The sequence below is a fragment of the Bacillus sp. AR4-2 genome (assembly GCF_008274865.1).
In the GTDB taxonomy this organism is placed as follows: domain Bacteria; phylum Bacillota; class Bacilli; order Bacillales; family Bacillaceae_G; genus Bacillus_A; species Bacillus_A cereus.
Genome location: NZ_CP031062.1, coordinates 1,308,923 through 1,331,686, shown reverse-complemented (window position 1 = coordinate 1,331,686; position 22,764 = coordinate 1,308,923). Strand labels below are relative to the sequence as shown.

Below are 22,764 nucleotides of genomic sequence, written 5' to 3'. Positions count from 1 at the left end.
GTATCCCCCTATATAATTTGATAGTGAAAACATGTCTTCTCTCCCGTATGACAAGCAGGTCCTACTTGTTTCACATTCACAACAATTGAATCTTGATCACAATCTAAATATAAAGATTGCACATATTGAACATTCCCTGATGTTTCCCCCTTATTCCATAACGACTGCCTCGAACGAGAATAAAACCATGTTCTTTTCGTCTCTAACGTTTTTTCATATGCTTCTTCATTCATATAAGCTAGCATTAAAACGTCTTTCGTACCTTCTTCGATGACAATTGCCGGTATTAATCCTTTTGAAAAATTAGGTTTCATAACCGCACCTCAATATTTGCATCTCTTAATTTTCGCTTTACACTATGCACTGTCGCCTCACCATAATGAAAGATGGATGCCGCTAACGCTGCATCAACTGTTGTCTTTTGAAAAACTTCTATAATATGATCCGTATGACCACAGCCCCCTGATGCGATGACTGGAATAGAAACACTTTTTGAAATTTCTTCTGTTAAACGAAGGTCATATCCGCTTTTCGTTCCATCTGCATCCATACTCGTTAACAAAATTTCACCTGCCCCAAGTTTAACAACACGATTCGCCCATTCTATGGCATCCATTCCTGTGTCAACTCTTCCGCCGTTGACGTATACGTTCCATTTATCTTCTGCTACTTTTCTAGCGTCAATTGCCACGACAATACACTGTGATCCAAAGTGTTCTGCGCCCTCTTCTATTAGCTTCGGGTTTCGCACTGCCGCTGAGTTTATTGAAACTTTGTCTGCTCCAGCTCTTAGTAAATTGTACATATCTTTCACACTTGAAATCCCCCCGCCAACCGTAAGAGGAATAAATACTTTAGCTGCTGTTTTTTCTACAACATCTATAATCGTTTTTCTTCCTTCATGAGTCGCTGTAATATCTAAAAATACGATTTCATCTGCCCCTGCCACGTTATATGCTTCAGCTATTTCAACCGGATCACCGACATCTTGTAATCCTATAAAATTTACACCCTTTACGACTCGCCCTTCTTTCACATCTAGACATGGAATAATTCGTTTCGCTAACATAACTTCGTTACCTGTAACACTTCTTCTAAATCAATCGTTTTCTCGTAAAGCGCCTTTCCAATTATGACACCATATATATTCATATCATTTAACTTTTTCACATCTTGAATAGATGCCACTCCTCCAGAGGCAATGAGACGAATGCCCACACTTTTTTGAAGTAACGCCAATTGTTCAAAATTTGGCCCTGCAAGCGTCCCGTCTTTCGAAATGTCTGTAAACACAATCGTTTGAACACCTAAACTTTCCATTTGTTTCGCTAAACTAATATAAGAAATTTCAGACAGATCAAGCCAACCTCTCGTTGCTACGAAACCATTTTTCGCATCAATTCCAACAATGATTTTCTCTTTATATAGACGAACTGCTTCCTCTAAAAATGACTTATCATAAAGAGCTGCTGTTCCTAAAATCACTTTTTCTACACCTACTGACAATAACTTCTCCACCGCTACAAGTGAACGAATTCCTCCTCCCACTTGCACAGGAATACGTACCGCCTTGCAGATTTTTTCAATGACGGGCAAATTTAACGACTCGCCAGCAATTGCACCGTCTAAATCAACAATGTGTAGTATTTCCGCTCCAAGCTTTTCAAATATGATTGCCTGCGCTACCGGATCTTCATTCATCACCGTTTCTTTACTAAACTCTCCTTGATAAAGTCTAACGCATCGTCCTTCTTTTAAATCGATAGCTGGGAAGATTTCCATGCTTCTACCACCCCTTGAAAATTTTTTAATATTTGCATGCCAATTTCACCACTTTTTTCTGGATGAAACTGTGCACCAAATACATTTCCTTTCGCTACAAACCCTGGTACTTGCATTCCATAATCACTTACTCCGCATACAATTTCATCTGGACAATCCGCGTAATATGAGTGAACATAATACACGAAAGAACCATCCACTAATCCATTCCAAAGCGGAAATTCTCTTTCCTTCCTTAATTCATTCCATCCCATATGAGGAATTTTATACGAAACTTTTAACTTACGAATTTCCCCTGGTAGTAAACCTAACCCGCTACAATCTTTTAGTTCCTCACTTCGTTCAAATAAAAGCTGCATGCCCAAACATATACCGAGGAGTGGTTTTCCTATATCACAAACCTCTTTTAGTACACACACTAAATCTCTTTCTTCTAATACGTCCATCGCTTTCGGAAATGCACCTACTCCCGGTAAAATCACGCCATCGCTTCTCAATATCTCTTTTTTATTACTCGTTACAATGTACTCTGCGCCAATATATTTTAATGCTTGCTCTACACTGCGAATATTCCCCATTCCATAATCTATAATGGCAATCAATTACAACATCCCTTTCGTTGAATTTACACCAGTAATGTTGGCATTTTTTTCGACCGCTTCTCTAAGCGCTCTACCAAAAGCTTTAAATAATGCTTCAATTTTGTGATGCGTATTACTTCCGTATAGAACGCGCGCATGTAATGTAATATTGGCAGCATGTGCAACTGCTCTAAAAAATTCTTCCGTCAATTCTGTATCAAAATCCCCAAGCTTCGGATTTGTTAATTCCCCTTGAAATACACAATATGAGCGTCCACTTATATCAATTGCGACAAATCCTAAAGATTCATCCATCGGTACATACGCAGAACCGTAACGATTAATTCCCTCTTTGTTTTGCAATGCTTCTTTCAAGCAATTTCCGAGTACAATTCCAACATCTTCAACGGTGTGATGTGCATCGACAAATACATCACCTTCTGCTTCAACTTGCAATCCAAATCTTCCATGTCTAGCAAATAAAGTAAGCATATGATCGAAAAAACCAACCCTCGTTTGAATAGATACATTTGTACTTTCATCAAGCTGCAAACTTAATTTAATTTTTGTTTCTGTCGTCTCACGTACTTGACTGGACTGACGCATTATTGTTCCTCCTCAAACCTTATTTGGATTGCTCTCGCATGTGCATGTAACCCTTCTTTATTTGCAAGCTCTACAATATGATGCTGTACATTTTTTAATGCTTCCTCCGTATAAGAAATAAAACTTGATTTTTTCACGAAATCATCGACTGATAACGGAGAAAAAAATCTTGCCGTTCCGCTCGTTGGTAATACATGATTCGGTCCCGCTAAATAATCCCCGAGCGGTTCAGGTGCATATGACCCAAGGAAAATAGAACCTGCATGTTTCACATAATCTAGAGCATTCATCGGTTCTTTTATATGTAACTCTAAATGTTCTGGAGCAATTTCATTTGATAACTTTAGCGCCTCCTCTAAAGAAGGAACGATAAAGATGGCTCCATTTCTATTTATTGATTCACGTGCAATTTCACTTCTTGGTAACGTTTCTAACTGTCTTTCTACCTCTTTTTCTACTTCTTTAGCTAGTTCTATATTCGTTGTAATACAAATCGCCGTTGCTCTCTCATCATGCTCTGCTTGCGATAATAAATCCGCTGCGATATATTTTGCATTACCTGTTTCATCCGCGACAACTACAATTTCTGATGGACCAGCAATCATATCGATATTTACTATTCCGTATACTTCTCGTTTCGCTAGAGCGACGTACAAATTTCCCGGTCCAACTATTTTATCCACTTTCGGAATCGATTCCGTCCCGTATGCTAAAGCAGCAATTGCTTGTGCGCCACCTATCGTATAAATTTCATCTACTCCCGCAAGATCTGCAGCAGCTAATATATGCGGATCAATTCCTCCTTTCCTCGGCGGTGTTACCATTACAATCTTTTTCACACCTGCGAGTTTCGCCGGCAATACATTCATTAATACTGAAGAAGGATATGAGGCTGTCCCACCCGGTACATATACACCTACATTTTCTAACGGCCGAATGAGTTGCCCTCTAATTATCCCTTTACTTTCACAATCGAATATTGAGTGCTTCTTTTGCTTTTCGTGATACGAAACAACGTTTTTCTTCGCCTCTTTTAAAGCTTCTAAAAATGAATTCTCTACAAACATACTCGCTTGCTGTATTTCTTCTTCACTTACACGAAAATCTTTCATCTCTACACCATCAAACTTTTTTGTATAGAAAGATAAAGCCTCATCTTTCCCTTCCCTTACATGTCTAATGATTTCTCTTACACTTCTTTGAACAGTTTCTTCTATTATATTAGCGTTTTCTCTTAGCACTTTTATTTTAGATAATGCCTCCTTAAATTCTTCATAAATGATTTCCATTTTAAATCCTCCTATTTCCTTGATAAGATTTCTTGCTCCATCATATTTATAATGCTGAATATTTCGTCTTTTTTAGTTTTTAAGGCTGCCTTATTTACAATCATCCGAGCCGATATAAAGTACATTTCCTCAAATACAATGAGTCCATTCTCTTGTAATGTTTTTCCTGTTTCAACAATATCTACAATCGCATCTGCCAATCCAAGAAGAGGAGCGATTTCTACAGAACCTTCTATCTTAATAATTTCTACATCCTCTCCCTTATCATGATAATAAGTAGAAGTAATATGGGGGTATTTCGTAGCGATTCTTTTCTTCCGGTAACTCTTCGGATTATACGTAGGAATAGAAGCAACACAAAACTTACAAATCCCCACTCCTAAATCCAGCATTTCATAAATATCTTTCTCGTTTTCCATTAAAATATCTTTTCCAACGATGCCAATATCAGCTACCCCATGTTCTACATAAGTAGCAACATCAATCGCTTTTACTAAAATAAATGAAACATTTGTATTTTTACTTTGAAATACAAGCTTCCGACCTTTATTTTTGAGCTCGGAACAATCAATTCCAATCTGCTCAAAAAGTGGAATGACATGTTTTTCTAATCTTCCTTTCGTTAACGCAATTTGAATGTTACGCATGAAGCCTCTCCTTCTTTCTGGACTACCCATTTCTCATTCCATACATATTCCACTAAGTATTCATTCTTTGCCTCAACGACCGTTCCTATTTTATTTTTTCTTGCAAATTGAAAGGTATCGCTTAAATTAGAGAATAGAGATAACCAAGCATTTTTCCCATCCTTTCGAAGTAAATTTCGTAGCCTTTCTGCTTCCGCTAATCTATTTAACTCATAATGAATCACAATATCAATTTGATTTCGTTCATATGGTTCTTGCTGCTCTTGCAGCGCCTTCACAATTTGATTTACTTGTACCGCGAGTCCAACAGCTGGCAGCATTTCTCCAAAATTCCCAATTAGCTCATCGTACCTTCCGCCACTAACGATTTCTTCTCCAATTTCATATATATATCCTTTGAAAATAACACCCGTATAGTAATCTAAGTGTTGAATCATGCCCAAATCAATTGATATGTAAGAACCATATCCTAACATTTCAATTGTTTCATACATTTCTTTTACTCTTGCAATTGCCATTTTCATTTCATTACTTGAAGCAAGCTTTTCTGCTTCCTCAATAACTTCTAAATTTCCAAATAGCCTTGGCAATTTCTCAAGTAATCTTACTGTCTCATCGCATCGATCTAATTTCTTTTCTCCGATAAAATTTGAGAGGGCTGCATAATTTTTACTTTCTATATACGTTCTAAGTACCCTTTCTTCTTCATCCTGGATGGAGAGTTTTTTTACAATACATTTATATAACTGTACTTGCCCAATCTCAATTGTAAAAGATTGCACCTTCAACTTTTGAAGTGCTTGAATGACACTTATTACACATTCAATTTCAGCTCTTACATTATCAATCCCGATAACTTCAATACCACTTTGTACGATTTCATTATATTTTCCAGAATGGGATTCATTCGCTCGAAATACATTCCCGCTATACGTCACTTTAAGTGGCGTATCCCATCTCTGTGTTCCAATAACTCTCGCTAAAGGAATTGTCATATCTGGACGTAAAACGATAATCCTTCCCTTTTCATCAAAAAATTTATACATCTTCTCTTCATCTATCGGTCTATTTTGAAATGCAAAAACATCATAAAATTCAATTGTAGGTGTTCTTATTTCCTCATAACCTCTCTCTAAAAAAGTAAGCCTTAATTTTTGTTCTACTTCTTCAATTAACGTACATTCTTCGAATAAATAATCTCTCGTTCCATTCGGGTTTGCTCGTTTCCATTTTGTCATCTAAATTTTCACACCTTTCCCCTTCTAATGTATGCCTATTTCATTCCCCTAAGCCGAAAATAAAAAGAGCCTTGTAGACAAAATACCTACAAGGCTCTTCAGTAGAGTGTAGGTACAACGGGAATAACCCTTGTACCTACACGTTTTCACGCTAGGTTCAAGGGTTTCATGTATGATGATGTAGTTGTGTAAGCATTGTAATAGATTGCACGATATTCATAATACTTACTCCCTTTCTCCTCTGATTTTCACATAGTATATAACAGTTAATTTTGAATGTAAATACATTTTTAATATTCCGTCATTTTTTTTAATGTAAAGCCACTTTTCTTTCATACTCTTTTATTTCTTGTTCATATTGCATTGTAATACTAATTTCATCTAAACCATTTAATAACTTCTCTTTCCACATTTTCTCGATCGTAAAATGGAATCTATGCGTATTCGTTGTCATTATTTCATTTTCTAAATCAACTGTAATTTGTTCCCTCGCATCTGTTTTAGCAAGTTGTTCACGCATATCTTTATCCATTACAATCGGTAACATGCCATTCTTCATACAATTCATATAAAAGATATCGGCAAATCCTCCAGCGATAATAACGCGGAAACCATAATCAGCAAGTGCCCATGGAGCATGTTCTCTTGACGAGCCACATCCAAAATTATCACCTGTGATTAATATGCTGGCTCCTTTTCTTTCTTGTGCATTAAGCGGGAAATTAGGGTTTTCTTGGCGATTATTATCATATCGCCACTCATCAAATAAAAACTTCCCAAACCCAGTTCTTTCAATTCTCTTTAAATATTGCTTCGGAATAATTTGATCTGTATCAATGTTATCATTCATCAGTACTGCGGCAGTACCTTTATGAATACGAAATGGCTCCATCATAACTCTCCTTTCTAATATCAACAAAATGACCATATAACGCAGCCGCTGCCGCCATTGCCGGGCTAACTAAATGCGTTCGTGCTCCCTTTCCTTGTCTTCCTTCAAAATTGCGATTGGACGTAGAGGCACAATGTTCTCCTTCAGGCACTTGATCTGGATTCATACCTAGACACATTGAGCATCCGGGCTCTCTCCATTCAAATCCAGCTTCTTCAAATATGCGATGTAATCCTTTATGCATCGCTGCTTCTCTTACCCTTTGAGATCCAGGTACAACAAGTGCTCGCACACCTTCTTTTACTTTTTTACCTTTCACGACAGATGCAGCAATTTCTAAGTCAGAAAGCCTGGAATTTGTACAAGATCCAATGAAAACATGTTGAACTGGAATGTCATACGTACTTTGTCCGGGACTCAATCCCATATAAGAAAACGCTCTTTCATCATTTGCATCATGCTTTTCTGGCAATTTCTCATCGATCCGAACACCCATACTAGGATTTGTTCCCCACGTAACGTACGGCGCTAAATCCGTAACATCTACTAGAATATGTAAATCATAAACTGCATCTAAATCTGTATAAAGTTCTGACCATTTTTTCTTAATAGATTCATAGTCTTTCGGTGCATATTTACGCCCTTTTACGTAAGCAAACGTTTTTTCATCTGGTGCAATAATGCCAGCCTTTGCTCCCCCTTCAATTGCCATATTGCAAAGCGTCATCCTCTCTTCCATATCCATAGCATGAATGGCCTCTCCATAAAATTCCATTACGTAACCTGTTCCAACTGCTACTCCGTACTTTGAAAGAAGGTGTAAAATAATATCTTTCGCATAGACACCTTGCGGTAACTTCCCTTTTAACTCAATGCCCATCGCTTTCGGCTTTCGTTGCCATAACGTTTGCGTTGCCAATACATGTTCCACTTCACTCGTACCAATACCAAACGCTAGTGCGCCAAAAGCACCGTGTGTTGCTGTATGACTATCACCACAAACAATCGTTTTTCCTGGCTGTGTGAGTCCAAGTTCTGGTCCTATTACATGAACGATCCCTTGCTCTTCATCTCCGATATCCGCTAATGGCACCTGAAATTGTTTACAGTTTTGCCGAAGTGTATCTAGTTGCTGCTTCGCAATGCGGTCGGTAATATTCCAAACATCTTTCGTTGGAATATTATGATCCATCGTTGCAAATGTTAAATCTGGTCTGCGGACTGTTCGATTTGTAAGCCGCAAGCCTTCAAAGGCTTGCGGTGACGTTACTTCATGAACAAGATGTAGATCGATATATAATAAATCCAATCCATTTTCATTAGTCGCAACTACATGTCTTTCCCAAAGCTTATCTAGTAACCTTTTTCCCATTATCTCCCTCTCCCTACTAACGCTTGCTCTTCCATTTCTTGAATAACTGCCTTTGTAAATGAAGTTGTCGTTTCAGTCCCCCCGATATCTGCTGTACATTTCCCTGATTTAAGGACTGCAGAAACTGCTTCTTCAATTGCATATCCTTCTCTCGTTAATCCGAACGATTGCCCAAGCATCATTGCAACAGAACGCATCATCGCAATTGGATTCGCCTTATTTTTCCCCGCAATATCCGGTGCTGATCCGTGAATAGGCTCGTATAATGAAGGTCCCTTTTCAGCGTGACTTGCTGATGGAAGCATTCCTAATGATCCAGCTAATACTGAAGCCTCATCACTTAAAATATCACCAAATAAATTTTCCGTTACAATAACGTCAAATCTTCCTGGATTCCGAATTAATTCCATAGCTGCTGCATCTACTAAAATGTGTTCTACTTCCACATTTGGGTAGCGAAGTGCTACTTCTTCTGTCACAGTTCTCCATAATTTACTAGACTCTAAAACATTCGCTTTATCAATAGATGTTACTTTTTTCTTCCGCTTATTTGCTAATTGAAAAGCATACGAAACGATACGTTCAATTTCATGGCGATGATACGTAAGTGTATCTGTCGCCACTTCTTCCGTTCGCTCTTTCGGATAAGAAAAATAAATTCCGCCTGTTAATTCACGAACGACAACGAAATCAATTTCATCAGCGTTTTTTAATGGTGATAAATGTGCAGTTGCACTTTCTACCGTTACAGGGCGAACATTCGCAAATACACCGAGTCCTTTTCTTAATGCTAATAATCCTTTCTCAGGCCTTTCTTTCGCACTATCCCACCTTGGTCCACCTACTGCTCCAAGTAAAACCGCATCACTCGCTAAACAGGCGGCAAGTGTTCGCTGTGGTAATGGTTGCCCAGTTAAATCGATAGCAACACCACCAAAGTACTCATCTTGCAAATGAAAATGATGTCCATATAGCCTTTCTACCATATGCAATACTTCCTTCGCACTCTCCATTACTTCTGGACCGACACCATCACCAGCTAAACAAACGATACGTTTTTCCATTTTTAACACTCCTTTTAACCGAATTTTCAGAACTTTAATTTGATAGGTGAGGAAAGCTTCTCTCACCTATCAATTATTTATTTCACAAGCGCTATAAGAGATTTTAATTTCCCTGCTGCATGGACATAAGCTCTCGCCGACGCTTCCAATACGTCTTGCGCAACTCCGAAACCTGATATTTGGTGACTACCTTCTTTTAATTCAACATGAACGTGAGCAAGTGCATCTTGACCTTGTGTAATAGATTGTATGCGATAATCTGCCAATTCACATTCTAATCCTAAAATTCTTTGAATCGCATTGTATATCGCTTCAATACTACCAGAACCAGTGGCTGCATCTTCATATACATTTCCTTCCTCATCCTTCAACACAACTGTTGCGCATTGTGTACTATTTGATACGAAATGCACTTGTAATTGCGTAATGTTATATTGCTGAGCTGCAAATGCTGCTTCACCAAGCATAAGTGCGCGTAAATCTTCTTCAGTAATTTCCTTTTTACGATCAGCCAATTTTTTAAATGCTTCGAATGCCGCATCTCGCTCTTCATTTGTAAATTCATAACCAAGCTCTTTCATTTTTTCTGTAAACGCATGACGGCCAGAGTGTTTCCCAAGTACAAAGAGATTTTGAGATTCTCCTATAAGCGCTGGTTCGATAATTTCATAAGTTGTTACTTCTTTTAAAACCCCGTCTTGGTGGATGCCCGATTCATGAGCAAATGCATTCGCTCCAACGATTGCTTTATTTTTCGGTACAACCATACCCGTTAACCTGCTTACTAATATACTCGTCGCCTTAATTTCTTTTAAAGTCATCGAAGGCTCTGCTTTATAAAAATCTTTTCTAATATGAAGAGCTACCGCAACTTCTTCTAACGCTGCATTCCCTGCTCTTTCTCCAATGCCATTAATCGTTCCTTCTACTTGCAATGCTCCCCCTTCAACCGCAGCTAACGAATTTGCTACTGCCATACCAAGATCATCGTGACAATGACAAGAAAAAATCGCTTTTTCATATGATGGAACGGATTCTTGTAAGTATTTAAAAAGAGAATAATACTCTTCCGGATTTGTATATCCAACTGTATCCGGAATATTAATTACATTCGCTCCTGCTCGAATCGCAATTTCTACTGCTTCAGCTAAAAATGCTCTCGATGTTCTTGTCGCATCTTCTGCAGAAAATTGTACTGTCGGAAATAATGATTTTCCGAGCGTAACCGAGCGATGAATACTATTTAACACATCTTCTTTTGACATACAAAGTTTATATTTCATATGAATATCACTCGTAGCTAGAAATACGTGTAGACGAGGAGATACAGCGCCTTTCACAGCTTCATATGCTCTTCGAATGTCACTTTCTTTCGCTCTAGCTAAACTCATAACCGTAGCATTTTGAATTGTATTCGCAATACGTTTTACCGATTGGAAGTCGCCTTCGGAAGCTGCCGCGAATCCAGCTTCCATTACATGAATACCAAGCCTCTCTAATTGCCTAGCAATTTGTAATTTCTCTTGTTCATTTAAATTTACTCCTGGTGATTGTTCGCCATCACGAAGCGTTGTATCCATGAACAAAACCTGCTTCATATTATTTAACCCCTACCTTTACTCGCGGCTGTACGAAAGGCATCATTTCACGTAATTTACGTCCAACTACTTCGATTTCATGTTTATTCTCTTTCTCATTTGTCGCATGGAAATTTGGTCTTCCTGCTTTATGTTCTGCAATCCACCCTCTTGCAAATGTACCATCTTGAATTTCTGCTAATACTGCCCCCATCGCTTTCTTCGTATCTTCAGTCACAACGCGTGGTCCTGATACGAAGTCTCCCCACTGCGCTGTATCTGAAACTGAATATCTCATATTTTCAAGTCCACCTTCGTACATAAGGTCAACGATTAGCTTCAATTCATGTAAACATTCAAAATATGCAAGTTCAGGCTGATATCCCGCATCAACTAACGTTTCAAACCCTGCTTTTACAAGTGCAGTCACTCCGCCGCAAAGTACAGCTTGCTCTCCAAACAAATCTGTTTCTGTTTCTTCTTTAAACGTCGTTTCTAGTACACCAGCTCTCGTTGCTCCAATTCCGTCAGCATAAGAAAGTGCTTTTTCAGTCGCAACTCCTGTTGCATCTTGATATACTGCAAATAATGCAGGAACAGCCCCGCCCTCGGCGAACGTACGGCGTACGAGATGCCCTGGTCCTTTTGGCGCTACTAGAAATACATCTACATTAGCTGGTGGTTTTACTTGATCAAAGTGAACATTAAATCCATGTGCGAACACGAGAGAGTTTCCAGCCTGTAAATTTGGCGCAATTTCAGCTTCATATACTTCTGGTTGTAATTCATCAGGCAATAGAATCATTACTACATCAGCTTTTTCCGCAGCTTCTGCTACTGTATATACAGAAAACCCATCTTCATTCGCTTTATCCCAAGACTTACCTTTTCTTAAACCTACTACTACATCAAATCCGTTATCACGTAAATTTTGCGCATGCGCATGACCTTGCGAGCCATATCCGATGATTGCTACTTTCTTTTCCTTTAATACATTTACTGTTACATCTTTCTCATAATAAACTTTTGCCATTTTCATTTCCCCCTATATTTAAATGATTATTGAATTAACATAACTTGCTTATCTTGTTTTTTCATACTACGTGTAAATGCTGTTACACCTGTTCTAGCAATTTCTTTCAAACCGTATGGACGAAGTAATTCAATTAACGCTTCTACTTTATCTTGCGTACCTGTTACTTGCACAACTATGGAATCCTTCCCAACATCTATTACAGCGGCTCGAAACGGTTCAATTAAACTATATAATTCTGCCCTCGCTACAGAAGTTGCTACTTTAATAAGAGCAAGCTCTCTAGCAATCATCGCTTCTTCTGTAATATCTGATACTTTCAGAACATCAATTTGCTTATGCAGTTGTTTAATTAACTGCTCCACTTGCTGTTCACTTTCAACGTGTACAACAATCGTCATTCGCGATATATCTGATGATTCTGTATGACCTACTGAAATACTTTCAATATTAAAATGTCTTCGTGTCATAACCCCTGTAATTCGGTTTAACACACCACTTTGATTTCGAACTGTCGCTGTAACAATTCTCTTCACCCTTTTTCCACTCCCTCCATTTGGTGAACACCTTTTCCTGGCGCAACCATCGGCATAACCTTCTCTGATTGAAGTACACGACAATCAATTACGACTGGCTCTTGTAATTCGATCGCATGCTGGATTTGCTTCTTTGCAAGAAGTGGATCGTCAATACGAACACCTTTTATGCCATATGCATTTGCAAGAGCGACGAAATCTGGTTGGCATGGTAATAAAGAATGTGAATATCTTTGATTGTAAAATTCATCTTGCCATTGTCTTACCATTCCTAAAGCTTCATTATTTAAAATAAATACTTTAACGGGTAAAGCGTGTTCTTTTAATACACTTAATTCTTGCAGAGTCATTTGAAACCCAGCATCACCAACAATTGCAATAACTAATTCTTCAGGCTTTGCAATTTGCGCACCGATTGCTGCTGGAAATCCGAACCCCATCGTTCCTAATCCACCAGAAGTTACCCATTTATCTGGATTTTTCAGTGGATAATATTGCGCTGCCCACATTTGGTGTTGCCCAACGTCTGTTGTTACAATCGCTTCTCCCTTCGTAATTTCATATAGCATATCAATCGCATATTGAGGTTTAATACTTTCAGAATTTCTTTTATAAGAGAATGGATATTTTTCTTTTCTATTCTTTAATAAAAAGAGCCATTCATGATGATTTTCTTTCTTTCCTTCTGATTGAAGCAATACTTCTAACGCCTGCTTAGCACTTGCAACAATAGGAATCTCTGTTGGCACATTTTTCCCGATTTCTGCTGGATCAATATCGATATGTGCAACAGTCGCCCCTTTAGCAAAAAAAGCTAAATTTCCAGTAAGACGATCATCAAATCTCGCGCCTATATTAATGAGTAAGTCGCATTCATATAATGCCATATTGGCTGTATAAGAACCGTGCATTCCCCCCATCCCTAGAAATAGTTCATCATCTGGTGGAAAACCACCAAGTCCAAGTAATGTATGCACAACAGGGATTTCATATTTACGAGCAAAACTTGTCAATTCTTTCGAAGCTTTCGCATGCAATATACCCGCTCCAGCTAAAATTAACGGTTTTTTTGCGGTTTCAATTACTTTGAGTAATTTGTTTATTTGAAGTAGATTCGGTTCATAATTAGGGTTATATCCTGGTAAATCCATTTGTACATTGCTACATCGCTCACCTTTCTCGACTACCATATCTTTCGGAAGGTCAATAACGACTGGTCCTGGTCTTCCTGTTTTAGCAATATGAAATGCTTCTTTAATAATTCGAGGTAAATCTGAGGCCTTTCGCACTTGATAGTTATGTTTTGTCACTGGCATCGTAAGTCCCATAATATCTGCCTCTTGAAAAGCATCGCTCCCAATTAACGTTGTTGCTACTTGGCCTGTAAATACTACAAGTGGCAATGAATCAATCATCGCATCAGCTAGACCCGTAATTACATTTGTAGCACCTGGTCCACTCGTTGCAATTACAACCCCTGGATTCCCTGTAATTCTGGCATACCCTTCAGCAGCGTGAATTGCCCCTTGCTCATGCCTTGTTAAAATATGCGGAATTTCACAATCATACAATGCATCATAGAGAGGTAAAACGGCACCACCCGGATAACCGAAAATCACTTCTACGCCTTCCTTTTCTAGCGCTTCTAACAATAGCTGTGCACCAGTTTCCAGTTTCTCTTCCGTTTTTGAAGACATTGTTCTTATAAGCCCCCTTTTTCAACCTTTTATACAATAAAAAAATCCTACGTCCACACTCCAGCTATGTGCTGAAGGGACGAAAGATTTCGCGGTACCACCCTTCTTTGCAAGAATACTCTTGCCTCAGTGATCCATAAATGGATCTAGCTAATAACGGAGCTACCGTCTAAGCCTAGACAAATGCTTTAGCTTAGCACTCAAGGGCGATGTTCGTCGACGTGAACCATCGGTTTTCAGCAACCACCGACTCTCTGTGAGGCTTCACAATCAACTACTCCTCCCTATCAACGCTTTCTTATGTTAAAAAAGTTGTTATCCAACTTTATTTTCTTCGTAAATTTTCTCTCCATCTTCTACAACTAACTTACGAAACTCTTCTAATAAACGGTTCGTATGTGGACCTGTTTGCCCTAAGCCAATCGTTCTACCATCTACTGTCGTAACAGCAATCACTTCAGCAGCTGTTCCTGTTAAAAACACTTCATCAGCTACATATACATCATGTCTTGTAAATAACTCTTCTCTTACGTCATACCCAAGTTTTTCGCCGATTTCTAAAATGGCGTTTCGTGTAATACCTTCTAACGCTCCAGCAGAACTTGGTGGTGTAATTAATTTATTTCCTTTAACAATAAACACGTTATCTCCTGATCCTTCAGCTACATATCCTTGATCATTTAACATAAGCGCTTCTTGTACTCCAGCTAATTTCGCTTCAATACGAACTAAAATATTGTTTAAGTAATTTAAAGATTTTACTTGAGGGGATAAAACATCGGGACGATTTCGGCGCGTTGCAACTGTTACAACTGGAATCCCTTTCTCATAATATTCTTGTGGGAATAAAGATAATTGTTCTGCAATTACTACTACATTCGGCTTCTTACATGAATCGGGATCCAATCCAAGATTTCCTGCTCCTCTTGATACAACAAGGCGAATGTATCCATTAGATAATTTATTTTGTCGAATCGTCTCAACAACAATATTTGTTACTTCATCTAATGAATATGGAATTTCTAAAAGGATTGATTTTGCTGATTCATACAACCGGACAAGATGCTCTCTCAAACGGAAAACATTACCGCTATAAACTCTAATTCCTTCAAACACTCCATCACCATATAAATAGCCATGATCATATACTGAAACTTTTGCCTCATCTTTTGGAACAAATTCTCCATTTAAGAAAATCCATTGCTCATTCACTAGAAGCGCCTCCTATGTTCTATGAATTTTTTATTGTTTCCTAGTTTACTCTCCTTTCTAAATAAATCAAGTGAATTTTTAGAAAATTTATAATTTTTAATCATACGTACTTCTTTACTTATACTGATTTAACAACATTGTTAACGTTTACAAAAAGTCAAAAAATTTTTTTCGCCAATTTCCACTAAAAAAATATTTGTTTAAAAGAAGGATTTTCATCAATTGATACGAATCTATTGTATTCAATAAACGGACGTCCTATTTTATAAATCCGGAAATATATAACGACTTTTGCTGAAAAAGAGGGAAAATAACAAAAATAGCGCTGTCTAAAAATAACATTCATATTTTTCATTTCGTAATCATAATCCTATTTTTAAAAAACAATTTGTCAAAATGAAGGAGGAAATAAATATGGCGTGTGTACAAATTAAAGGAACGAGACAAGAGGTAGTAGAAATGCTGCAATTATTTGATCTAATGGATACGAAAGGTTTTTGTAAATTCGATAATTACGTAGAGGTAGAACCAAATACGCAAGAACATAATCATTTTATTGCTTCAATCGACATCCATTCAAATACTTCTTCTGCCCAAGATACATTAAACGATCAATTCGTTAGTCAAATGCTTACTGGCGTATATAACGACTAAACAAAGATTTACTTCCTACCGTCTTTTCATAAATGCAGTGAACTTGAGCATACTAGCAATTAGATGGTAGGAGGTGAGAATTATGGCTAGAATTGGCGTTGAAAACTCATTAACAGACGTTCAACAAGCTCTTCAGCAACAAGGTCATGAAGTTGTTACACTTAACTCAGAACAGGATGCACAAGGGTGTGATTGTTGCGTTGTAACCGGGCAAGATTCTAATGTGATGGGCATTGCAGATACATCAATTAAAGGCTCAGTCATTACAGCTCACGGTTTAACAACGGATGAAATTTGTCAACAAGTTGAAAGTCGCACTTAAAAAATGAAAGAGGACTCCTTTTAAAAGGAGTCCTCTTTTTTATATTCACCTAACGGGAAAGTAACATATACTGGATGAAAGCCCTACCTCTCTCTCATCATTACGGTTCCACTGACCGCTCCTTGATTCACTAGTATACATATATAGCTTGCAAATACAATTTATAGGGTTTGTTCACAAAAGTTGTTGATAAAATTACCCGATCTTTCGCAAACTTTTCGTATTGCATTCATAAGAGATATTTACTTTACACTAGCTGTAACCGAGACACGAATTAAAATTCTAACACCAATACAATAACTTGTCAACTTTTTTCCGCAAATTAAAAACAGACATTAACGGTTTGTCTGTTTTAGAATGGAGCTTTTTCTTTTATTACATATACAACAAAGCCGCTTACTAACATAAATAAGCCAACTACTAAGTTTTTGATATTAATCATAAATTCCTCTCCCTTATTCCACACATCATATATATTTACATTTCAATTATTCCGATCATCCTAAAGCGCACTTTTTCTAATATATCATAATTCCTAAAAAATGCAAGTTCACTTTTGACGACCATTCACAAATTTATCTACAGTGCTTGGTACAGTATTTAAAGCCTTTTCAATTAAATGTGTACTGCTGTTGAGATGTAATACTTGCACCCCATTAGAACCAACTACTAAAAAAGCTACTGGACTAATGGAAACCCCAGCCCCGCTTCCTCCTCCAAATGGATGCCCTTGTTTGTTCTCTTTATGCTGATTTTGCCCACCGTTATGTTTTTCAGTAATGAAATCCCCTTTAAAATCACTTCCACCAGCTCCAAAACCAAAAGCCACTTGAGATACTGTTAATACTACATTTCCGTCAGCTGTTGAAACCGGGCTCCCAACAATTGTATTTACATCTACCATCTCTTTTAAATTTGTCATTGCCGTTTTCATTAAATTTTCAATTGGATGTTCCATTATGTATTGCACCCTTTCCTCATTATTCCTTTTTATATTTTCCAAAATAGAGGAAGTCATACTAACTTTTCCTATTTCAAGAAAACATTTTCCTCCTTTTAAAAGATACTACTCCCTGTACATGCTCCGGTATAGTGAAACTTTAATCAGTGGGATGTGCACGTTTCTCGACTCCCACAAATAGCGGGATAAAAAAGAAAAAGAGATACATACTACTATTGAACCTTGTTATGAAAGGAGTCATGACTTTGACTGAGAAATTTGATGATTATAAAAGAAAAGATAGAATAGATAGTGATTATAGTGACTATAAAGAAGAGTACGCCGCTGAGGTTGCACCACAACGCATTGATTATGATTACGATGATAAAGACGATACAGATGTTGTAAAATCGTCCGCTGCTGGATCAACTGCTGGTTTTATCGCTCTTGCGCTATCTATCTTATCGCTATTTACATTTCCAACACTATTTGGTCTTGTTTCTGTTTTACTCGGTATTTACGCTTATAATCGCGGAGCTACTGTAACTGGCGGTATCGCTGCAGTTGTCGGTGGAATTGCTGCACTTATCGCAATTTTATTCCGAGTAGCACTTATTGGTCTATTGTTCTCCCTGTTCTAAAAAAGAAAAAGGTATCTCGCTTAACGCGGGATACCTTATCCTGTAAACACATCTTCCGATGGATATTTTATTTTTTGTTTTGCTGGTCGCGCTAAAGAGAACACAAGTGTTAATGGTCCAATTAATCCGCAGAACATAACAAACATAATAATACATTTTCCGAATGCCGATAGCTTTGCAGTAATTCCCATCGTTAATCCGACTGTGCCAAACGCTGATATTGTCTCAAATAATAATTGAATAAAGCTGAAGTTTTCTGTAAGCATTAATATGAATACCGCTGCTAAAATAAGTATTTGACTGGCAACAGCAATCGCTAAGGCCCTCGTTACTGTCGACATTTTAATTGTACGCTGAAATAAAACAATTTCCTCCTTTTTTCTAAAGAAAGAAAGGACAGATGTAATTAAGATAACAAACGTCGTTAATTTAATTCCTCCACCTGTCGATACACTTCCTGCACCAATAAACATTAAAATCATCGTAAATAATATAGATGATTCTTCCATACCTCCATAGTCAACCGTATTAAATCCAGCTGTCCGCGGAGTAATACCTTGAAAGAAGGAAGCCCATAGTTTTTCATTTAAAGATAAATTCCCTAACGTCTTCACATTATTATATTCCAATACAAAAATTACAATCATTGCTATAACATTTAGCACTACTGTTCCAATAATCATTATTTTTGAGTGAAGTGATAATTTTCGAAAACTGCGGCTATACCATATATCAATTAATACGGTAAAACCGAGTCCCCCAATTACAATTAAAGAGCAAATCCCAATATTAATAATGGGATCCCCTACATATCTTGTTAAATTATCTGGCCATAAAGCAAATCCTGCATTATTATAAGATGCAATTACATGAAAAATACTATAATATAAACCTTTTCCAAAACCAAACTCTGGAATAAAGCGAAACGATAAAAAGATGACCCCAATAAGTTCAATACAAATCGAAAATATAAAGACACGCTTTACTAATTTTACAAGACCACCTATATTTGTTTGATTAAATGCTTCTCCAATTAATAAACGATGGCGTAATCCGATTTTTTTACCTAGTACCCAAACAATTAAAATGGCAATTGTCATAAGACCTAGACCACCTGTTTGAATTAAAAACATAATAACAATTTCGCCAAACATCGTAAATGTACTTGCTGTATCCACTACTCCCAAACCAGTTACGGTCGCTGCTGACGTTGCTGTAAAGAAAGCATCTACCCAACTAATATGTACTTTCGTTGCGAATGGTAATTTTAATAACAAACCGCCAACCACAATTAAGCAGAAAAAGCCTAATGCTAATATTTGTGGTGGGTTTAATCGTATAAGACGATTATACAGCCCTTGTTTTTTTGTTACGTCCATATCACTAACTCCCTTATTAAAGTGAAGCTTTCCCCTCATACAATAAAAAGCTTTTTAAAAGCCCTTAAATAATTGGGACAAACCTTATATTCTCATAATATAGTTGAGCATAATCCTTTTTTTCATAGATTACAACTTTTATTTATATTCAGATTCCTTTTCGTTTTATGCTGGGAAAACTCTATATCCTAACTCAATATTGCTAGCAATAACAATTTCATATGTACTATTTTTCAAATCCCCATATCTTTCACTCTATGTTCACATAGAGGTCACATCCACCTTTTATAGTATATGTATCGAAGCTGTTCCTCCCTAATTTATAAGACATTCCCCAGTGTCTTTGAATAGCTTCCATCCCTAATTAAATTGACATAAATTGTCCCCTTCCTTGACCATCTTATATATGATGGTCTTATTTTTTTGTTTTCTCTATCTTTTATTCCGCTATTTGTGGGCAATAAACGCCCGATTGGTTAAGGCTAATAATCAACAGGGGATGAACAAAAAACACTCATTAAATTTTCATTTTATTTAAAACTCCCTCTCTCTTTCACTCTATATTCACACAGAGGTCACATCCACCTTTTATAGTATATGTATCGAAGTTGTTCCTCCCTAATTTATAAGACATTCCCCAGTGTCTTTGAACAGCTTCCATCCCTAATTAAATTGACATAAATTGTCCCCTTCCTTGACCATCTTATATATGATGGTCTTATTTTTTTGTCTTTCTATCTTTTATTTAAAACTCCCCCTCTCTTTCACTCTATGTTCACACAGAGGTCACATCTACCTTTTATAGTATATGTATCGAAGTTGTTCCTCCCTAATTTATAAGACATTCCCCAGTGTCTTTGAACAGCTTCCATCCCTAATTAAATTGACATAAATTGTCCCCTTCCTTGACCATCTTATATATGATGGTCTTATTTTTTTGTCTTTCTATCTTTTATTTAAAACTCCCCCTCTCTTTCACCCTATGTTCACATGAGAGTCACACCTATCTTTTATAGTATATGTATCGAAGTTGTTCCTCCCTAATTTATAAGGCATTCCCCAGTGTCTTAAAGCAACTTCCATCCCTAATTAAATTGACATAAATTGTCCCCTTCCCTTGACCATCCTATGTGATGGTCTATTTTATTTTCCAAACACAAAATCGGTCTATCTACACTTAAACAAAAATGAAAAAATTCAGAAAATATTGTCAAATTAGGTATTTTTTCGGTATAATTACTGTTAGAAAGAAATTTCGCAAAAACAAAAGGGGGGATTTTATTGAAACAAACAAAAGCAATCTTAATCGCATTATTTCTAGGTCTAGTTGTTGGACTCACTCTAAATTTAGCTGCTCCATCTATCTTTGAGCCACTAAATCAATATGTGTTCAACCCAATTGGTCAATTGTTTATTCGACTTATTAAAATGCTAGTTGTTCCTGTTGTGTTCATTTCTATCGTACTTGGTGCTGCCGGCCTTGGAGATCCGAAACAACTTGGAAGAATCGGTTTAAAATCAATTTCATTCTTTCTCGTAACAACTGCGGTTGCCATCTCTATAGCGGTTACATTTGCACTTATTATAAAACCAGGAGCTGGCGGTAATTTTAAAACAGAAGGTCTTAAGTATGAAGGTGCAAAAACTGAAACATCTTTCGTCGACACATTGCTAAATATCGTACCAGATAACCCAGCAAAAGCGATGGCTGACGGAAACATGTTACAAATCATTGCCTTTGCCGTATTGATTGGACTCGGTATAGCTATTTTAGGAAAACGAGTTCAAGGTATCCATTCATTACTTGAACAGGGCAACGAATTAATGATGTATCTTGTTAATCTCGTTATGAAATTAGCCCCAATTGGAACATTCGGTTTGCTCGCTTCATCCGTTGGTAAAATGGGGCTTGCAGGCGTCGCTGCGATGTTCAAGTATATGATTGTCGTTATGTTAGTACTCATTATTCACGGGGTCTTTGTATATGGCGGCTTATTAAAGGTATTAGCAAAAGAAAGTATTGTTCGTTTCTTTAAACATTTCGGACCAGTAATGGCAATTGGATTCAGTACATCTAGCTCTAATGCATCGCTTCCATTTGCAATGAAAACAGCACAAGATAAGCTTGGCGTTCCAAAAGCGATAAGCTCATTTGTACAACCACTAGGGGCAACTATTAATATGGATGGTACTGCCATTATGCAAGGAGTAGCCACTGTATTTATCGCTCAAGTATACGGAGTTGAACTTACATTACCGCAATTAGCTATGGTCGTATTAACTGCTGTACTAGCTAGTATCGGTACTGCTGGTGTACCTGGTGTTGGACTTGTAATGCTTACAATGGTTTTAAATCAAGTAAATCTACCAGTAGAAGGTATCGCTTTAATTATCGGTATTGACCGTATTCTAGATATGTCTAGAACAGCTGTAAACATTTCTGGTGATGCAATTTGCGCAATGATTGTCGCAAAATCAGAAGAAAAATATAATACGGATCAATCGGCAGCATCGTAAATCAAAAAAGGAGTGAATTATTTCACTCCTTTTTTGATTTACTCCCTTTTTTAGAACGATATTCTTTCCCTTTATTATCATTACCAGTTTCAAATTCAGTGCTAAATTCCTGATTAAACTGGCCGGACTTTGGTGATCCTTGATTACCGCTCCCTTTACTACCGTTACGATTCGTCATATTTCTCCCTCCTTCCTTGTATTAGTAGTATGGCGCTCTATCTTTTTTCATACACATTTTATTTATTAACATCTATTACACACGAAAGAAGATCTCCCATCTATAAGGAAGACCTTCTATTTTATCACGTAAGCGTTTTCTTGTTTATAATCACTTAAATAAGTTTTTTGGAAATTGAAATCATTACATTCATTTCATCTTCTGAAAGTGCAGAGAATCTTTCTTGTAAATATTGTTTTTTCGCATCTTCCATTTTCGCAACTAAATCTTTCCCTTGTTCTGTAATCTCTAAATACACAACTCGGCGATCTGATGTAGAACGTGAACGAGTTACAAAACCCTTATTAATTAATTTTTCTGTAACAGCTGTAATATGACTATTCGACACATTTAATTCATTTGCTACACGCGATACCATTTCTTTATTCGTACGATTTAATATTCTTAGGACGATGAATTCATTCCACGGTATGTAACCACCAAATATTTTTCCGATATCATTACGCAACGTGCGAAACATAGCAAACACATTTGTCGATAGTTCTTCCATTAATTGCTCTCGATTTTGAGACAACATTGACAGCTCCTTTTATTTCATTTAGTTAAA

At 37.1% G+C, this 22,764-nt stretch carries 25 protein-coding genes and 1 other annotated feature; of the genes, 4 read left to right on the top strand and 21 right to left on the bottom strand.

What is annotated here, in order from left to right:
- Positions 1–8: 8 nt before the first annotated feature.
- The 16 genes from hisI to ilvE all read right to left on the bottom strand — a co-directional run bounded on the left by hisI (position 9) and on the right by ilvE (position 15,526).
- Positions 9–314 (bottom strand): phosphoribosyl-AMP cyclohydrolase, encoded by a 306-nt coding sequence (hisI, locus tag DN399_RS06965; RefSeq protein ID WP_000803955.1) that lies wholly within the window; start codon positions 312–314, stop codon positions 9–11.
- A complete protein-coding gene (gene hisF / locus DN399_RS06960; protein ID WP_000880112.1) occupies positions 311–1,069 on the bottom strand; it encodes an imidazole glycerol phosphate synthase subunit HisF in 759 nt (252 codons plus the stop codon). Before hisF ends, hisI begins: the two co-directional genes overlap by 4 nt.
- Positions 1,063–1,782, bottom strand: a complete 720-nt coding sequence (gene hisA / locus DN399_RS06955) for a 1-(5-phosphoribosyl)-5-[(5-phosphoribosylamino)methylideneamino]imidazole-4-carboxamide isomerase (protein WP_000402296.1) — start codon at positions 1,780–1,782, stop codon at positions 1,063–1,065. Before hisA ends, hisF begins: the two co-directional genes overlap by 7 nt.
- Positions 1,755–2,384: an imidazole glycerol phosphate synthase subunit HisH gene (hisH, locus tag DN399_RS06950; RefSeq protein ID WP_000560361.1), complete on the bottom strand. Its 630-nt coding sequence runs from the start codon at positions 2,382–2,384 to the stop codon at positions 1,755–1,757. The genes hisA and hisH overlap by 28 nt, the downstream gene beginning before the upstream one ends.
- Entirely contained in the window at positions 2,385–2,969 is a 585-nt protein-coding gene (gene hisB, locus DN399_RS06945) for an imidazoleglycerol-phosphate dehydratase HisB (protein ID WP_001249960.1), read from the bottom strand.
- Entirely contained in the window at positions 2,969–4,258 is a 1,290-nt protein-coding gene (gene hisD, locus DN399_RS06940) for a histidinol dehydrogenase (RefSeq protein WP_000402930.1), read from the bottom strand. Before hisD ends, hisB begins: the two co-directional genes overlap by 1 nt.
- An 11-nt stretch (positions 4,259–4,269) precedes the next feature.
- Positions 4,270–4,905: an ATP phosphoribosyltransferase gene (gene hisG, locus DN399_RS06935; protein ID WP_001244488.1), complete on the bottom strand. Its 636-nt coding sequence runs from the start codon at positions 4,903–4,905 to the stop codon at positions 4,270–4,272.
- Entirely contained in the window at positions 4,881–6,143 is a 1,263-nt protein-coding gene (locus DN399_RS06930; protein WP_000170296.1) for an ATP phosphoribosyltransferase regulatory subunit, read from the bottom strand. The genes hisG and DN399_RS06930 overlap by 25 nt, the downstream gene beginning before the upstream one ends.
- Positions 6,144–6,453: 310 nt before the next feature.
- Positions 6,454–7,035 carry a 3-isopropylmalate dehydratase small subunit gene (gene leuD / locus DN399_RS06925; RefSeq protein WP_000433189.1) on the bottom strand — a complete coding sequence of 194 codons (582 nt, stop codon included), beginning with the start codon at positions 7,033–7,035 and terminating at the stop codon, positions 6,454–6,456.
- Complete coding sequence (gene leuC / locus DN399_RS06920) at positions 7,013–8,407, bottom strand: 3-isopropylmalate dehydratase large subunit (protein ID WP_000518111.1); 1,395 nt, start codon at positions 8,405–8,407, stop codon at positions 7,013–7,015. Before leuC ends, leuD begins: the two co-directional genes overlap by 23 nt.
- On the bottom strand, positions 8,407–9,471 hold the full coding sequence (leuB, locus tag DN399_RS06915) for a 3-isopropylmalate dehydrogenase (RefSeq protein ID WP_000415384.1): 1,065 nt from the start codon (positions 9,469–9,471) through the stop codon (positions 8,407–8,409). Before leuB ends, leuC begins: the two co-directional genes overlap by 1 nt.
- A 77-nt stretch (positions 9,472–9,548) precedes the next feature.
- Positions 9,549–11,069, bottom strand: a complete 1,521-nt coding sequence (leuA, locus tag DN399_RS06910; protein WP_000815753.1) for a 2-isopropylmalate synthase — start codon at positions 11,067–11,069, stop codon at positions 9,549–9,551.
- Between the two features lies 1 nt (position 11,070).
- Positions 11,071–12,081 (bottom strand): ketol-acid reductoisomerase, encoded by a 1,011-nt coding sequence (gene ilvC, locus DN399_RS06905; protein ID WP_001151741.1) that lies wholly within the window; start codon positions 12,079–12,081, stop codon positions 11,071–11,073.
- Between the two features lie 26 nt (positions 12,082–12,107).
- Positions 12,108–12,617, bottom strand: a complete 510-nt coding sequence (gene ilvN, locus DN399_RS06900; RefSeq protein ID WP_000822952.1) for an acetolactate synthase small subunit — start codon at positions 12,615–12,617, stop codon at positions 12,108–12,110.
- Positions 12,614–14,314, bottom strand: a complete 1,701-nt coding sequence (ilvB, locus tag DN399_RS06895) for an acetolactate synthase large subunit (RefSeq protein WP_000095876.1) — start codon at positions 14,312–14,314, stop codon at positions 12,614–12,616. The genes ilvN and ilvB overlap by 4 nt, the downstream gene beginning before the upstream one ends.
- 72 nt (positions 14,315–14,386) lie before the next feature.
- Positions 14,387–14,614: a binding site (T-box leader), on the bottom strand.
- Between the two features lie 15 nt (positions 14,615–14,629).
- Positions 14,630–15,526, bottom strand: coding sequence for a branched-chain-amino-acid transaminase (gene ilvE, locus DN399_RS06890; RefSeq protein WP_001005486.1), 897 nt, complete (start codon positions 15,524–15,526; stop codon positions 14,630–14,632).
- A gap of 414 nt (positions 15,527–15,940) precedes the next feature.
- On the opposite strand from ilvE, the gene DN399_RS06885 reads away from it, so the two are divergent.
- Both DN399_RS06885 and DN399_RS06880 read left to right on the top strand, forming a co-directional pair.
- Positions 15,941–16,180 carry a DUF3911 family protein gene (locus tag DN399_RS06885; protein ID WP_000752514.1) on the top strand — a complete coding sequence of 80 codons (240 nt, stop codon included), beginning with the start codon at positions 15,941–15,943 and terminating at the stop codon, positions 16,178–16,180.
- Positions 16,181–16,262: 82 nt separating this feature from the next.
- Positions 16,263–16,502, top strand: coding sequence for a YkuS family protein (locus DN399_RS06880; protein ID WP_000101022.1), 240 nt, complete (start codon positions 16,263–16,265; stop codon positions 16,500–16,502).
- A 352-nt stretch (positions 16,503–16,854) separates the two neighbouring features.
- On the opposite strand, the gene DN399_RS06875 is transcribed toward DN399_RS06880, so the two are convergent.
- Both DN399_RS06875 and ytfJ read right to left on the bottom strand, forming a co-directional pair.
- Positions 16,855–16,944, bottom strand: coding sequence for a hypothetical protein (locus tag DN399_RS06875; RefSeq protein ID WP_000608227.1), 90 nt, complete (start codon positions 16,942–16,944; stop codon positions 16,855–16,857).
- Positions 16,945–17,052: 108 nt separating this feature from the next.
- Positions 17,053–17,520: a GerW family sporulation protein gene (gene ytfJ, locus DN399_RS06870; protein WP_000204234.1), complete on the bottom strand. Its 468-nt coding sequence runs from the start codon at positions 17,518–17,520 to the stop codon at positions 17,053–17,055.
- Between the two features lie 188 nt (positions 17,521–17,708).
- Here ytfJ and DN399_RS06865 point away from each other — a divergent pair, with 188 nt between their 5' ends.
- A complete protein-coding gene (locus DN399_RS06865) occupies positions 17,709–18,083 on the top strand; it encodes an imidazole glycerol phosphate synthase (protein WP_179953527.1) in 375 nt (124 codons plus the stop codon).
- Between the two features lie 35 nt (positions 18,084–18,118).
- On the opposite strand, the gene DN399_RS06860 is transcribed toward DN399_RS06865, so the two are convergent.
- A complete protein-coding gene (locus DN399_RS06860; RefSeq protein WP_000383526.1) occupies positions 18,119–19,462 on the bottom strand; it encodes a TrkH family potassium uptake protein in 1,344 nt (447 codons plus the stop codon).
- Between the two features lie 1,281 nt (positions 19,463–20,743).
- Here DN399_RS06860 and DN399_RS06855 point away from each other — a divergent pair.
- Entirely contained in the window at positions 20,744–21,979 is a 1,236-nt protein-coding gene (locus DN399_RS06855; protein WP_000814809.1) for a dicarboxylate/amino acid:cation symporter, read from the top strand.
- Positions 21,980–22,001: 22 nt separating this feature from the next.
- Here the strand turns inward: DN399_RS06855 and DN399_RS06850 are convergent, their stop codons facing one another.
- Both DN399_RS06850 and DN399_RS06845 read right to left on the bottom strand, forming a co-directional pair.
- A complete protein-coding gene (locus DN399_RS06850) occupies positions 22,002–22,157 on the bottom strand; it encodes a hypothetical protein (RefSeq protein ID WP_000184928.1) in 156 nt (51 codons plus the stop codon).
- A gap of 154 nt (positions 22,158–22,311) precedes the next feature.
- A complete protein-coding gene (locus tag DN399_RS06845; RefSeq protein WP_000081432.1) occupies positions 22,312–22,731 on the bottom strand; it encodes a MarR family winged helix-turn-helix transcriptional regulator in 420 nt (139 codons plus the stop codon).
- Positions 22,732–22,764: the final 33 nt, after the last annotated feature.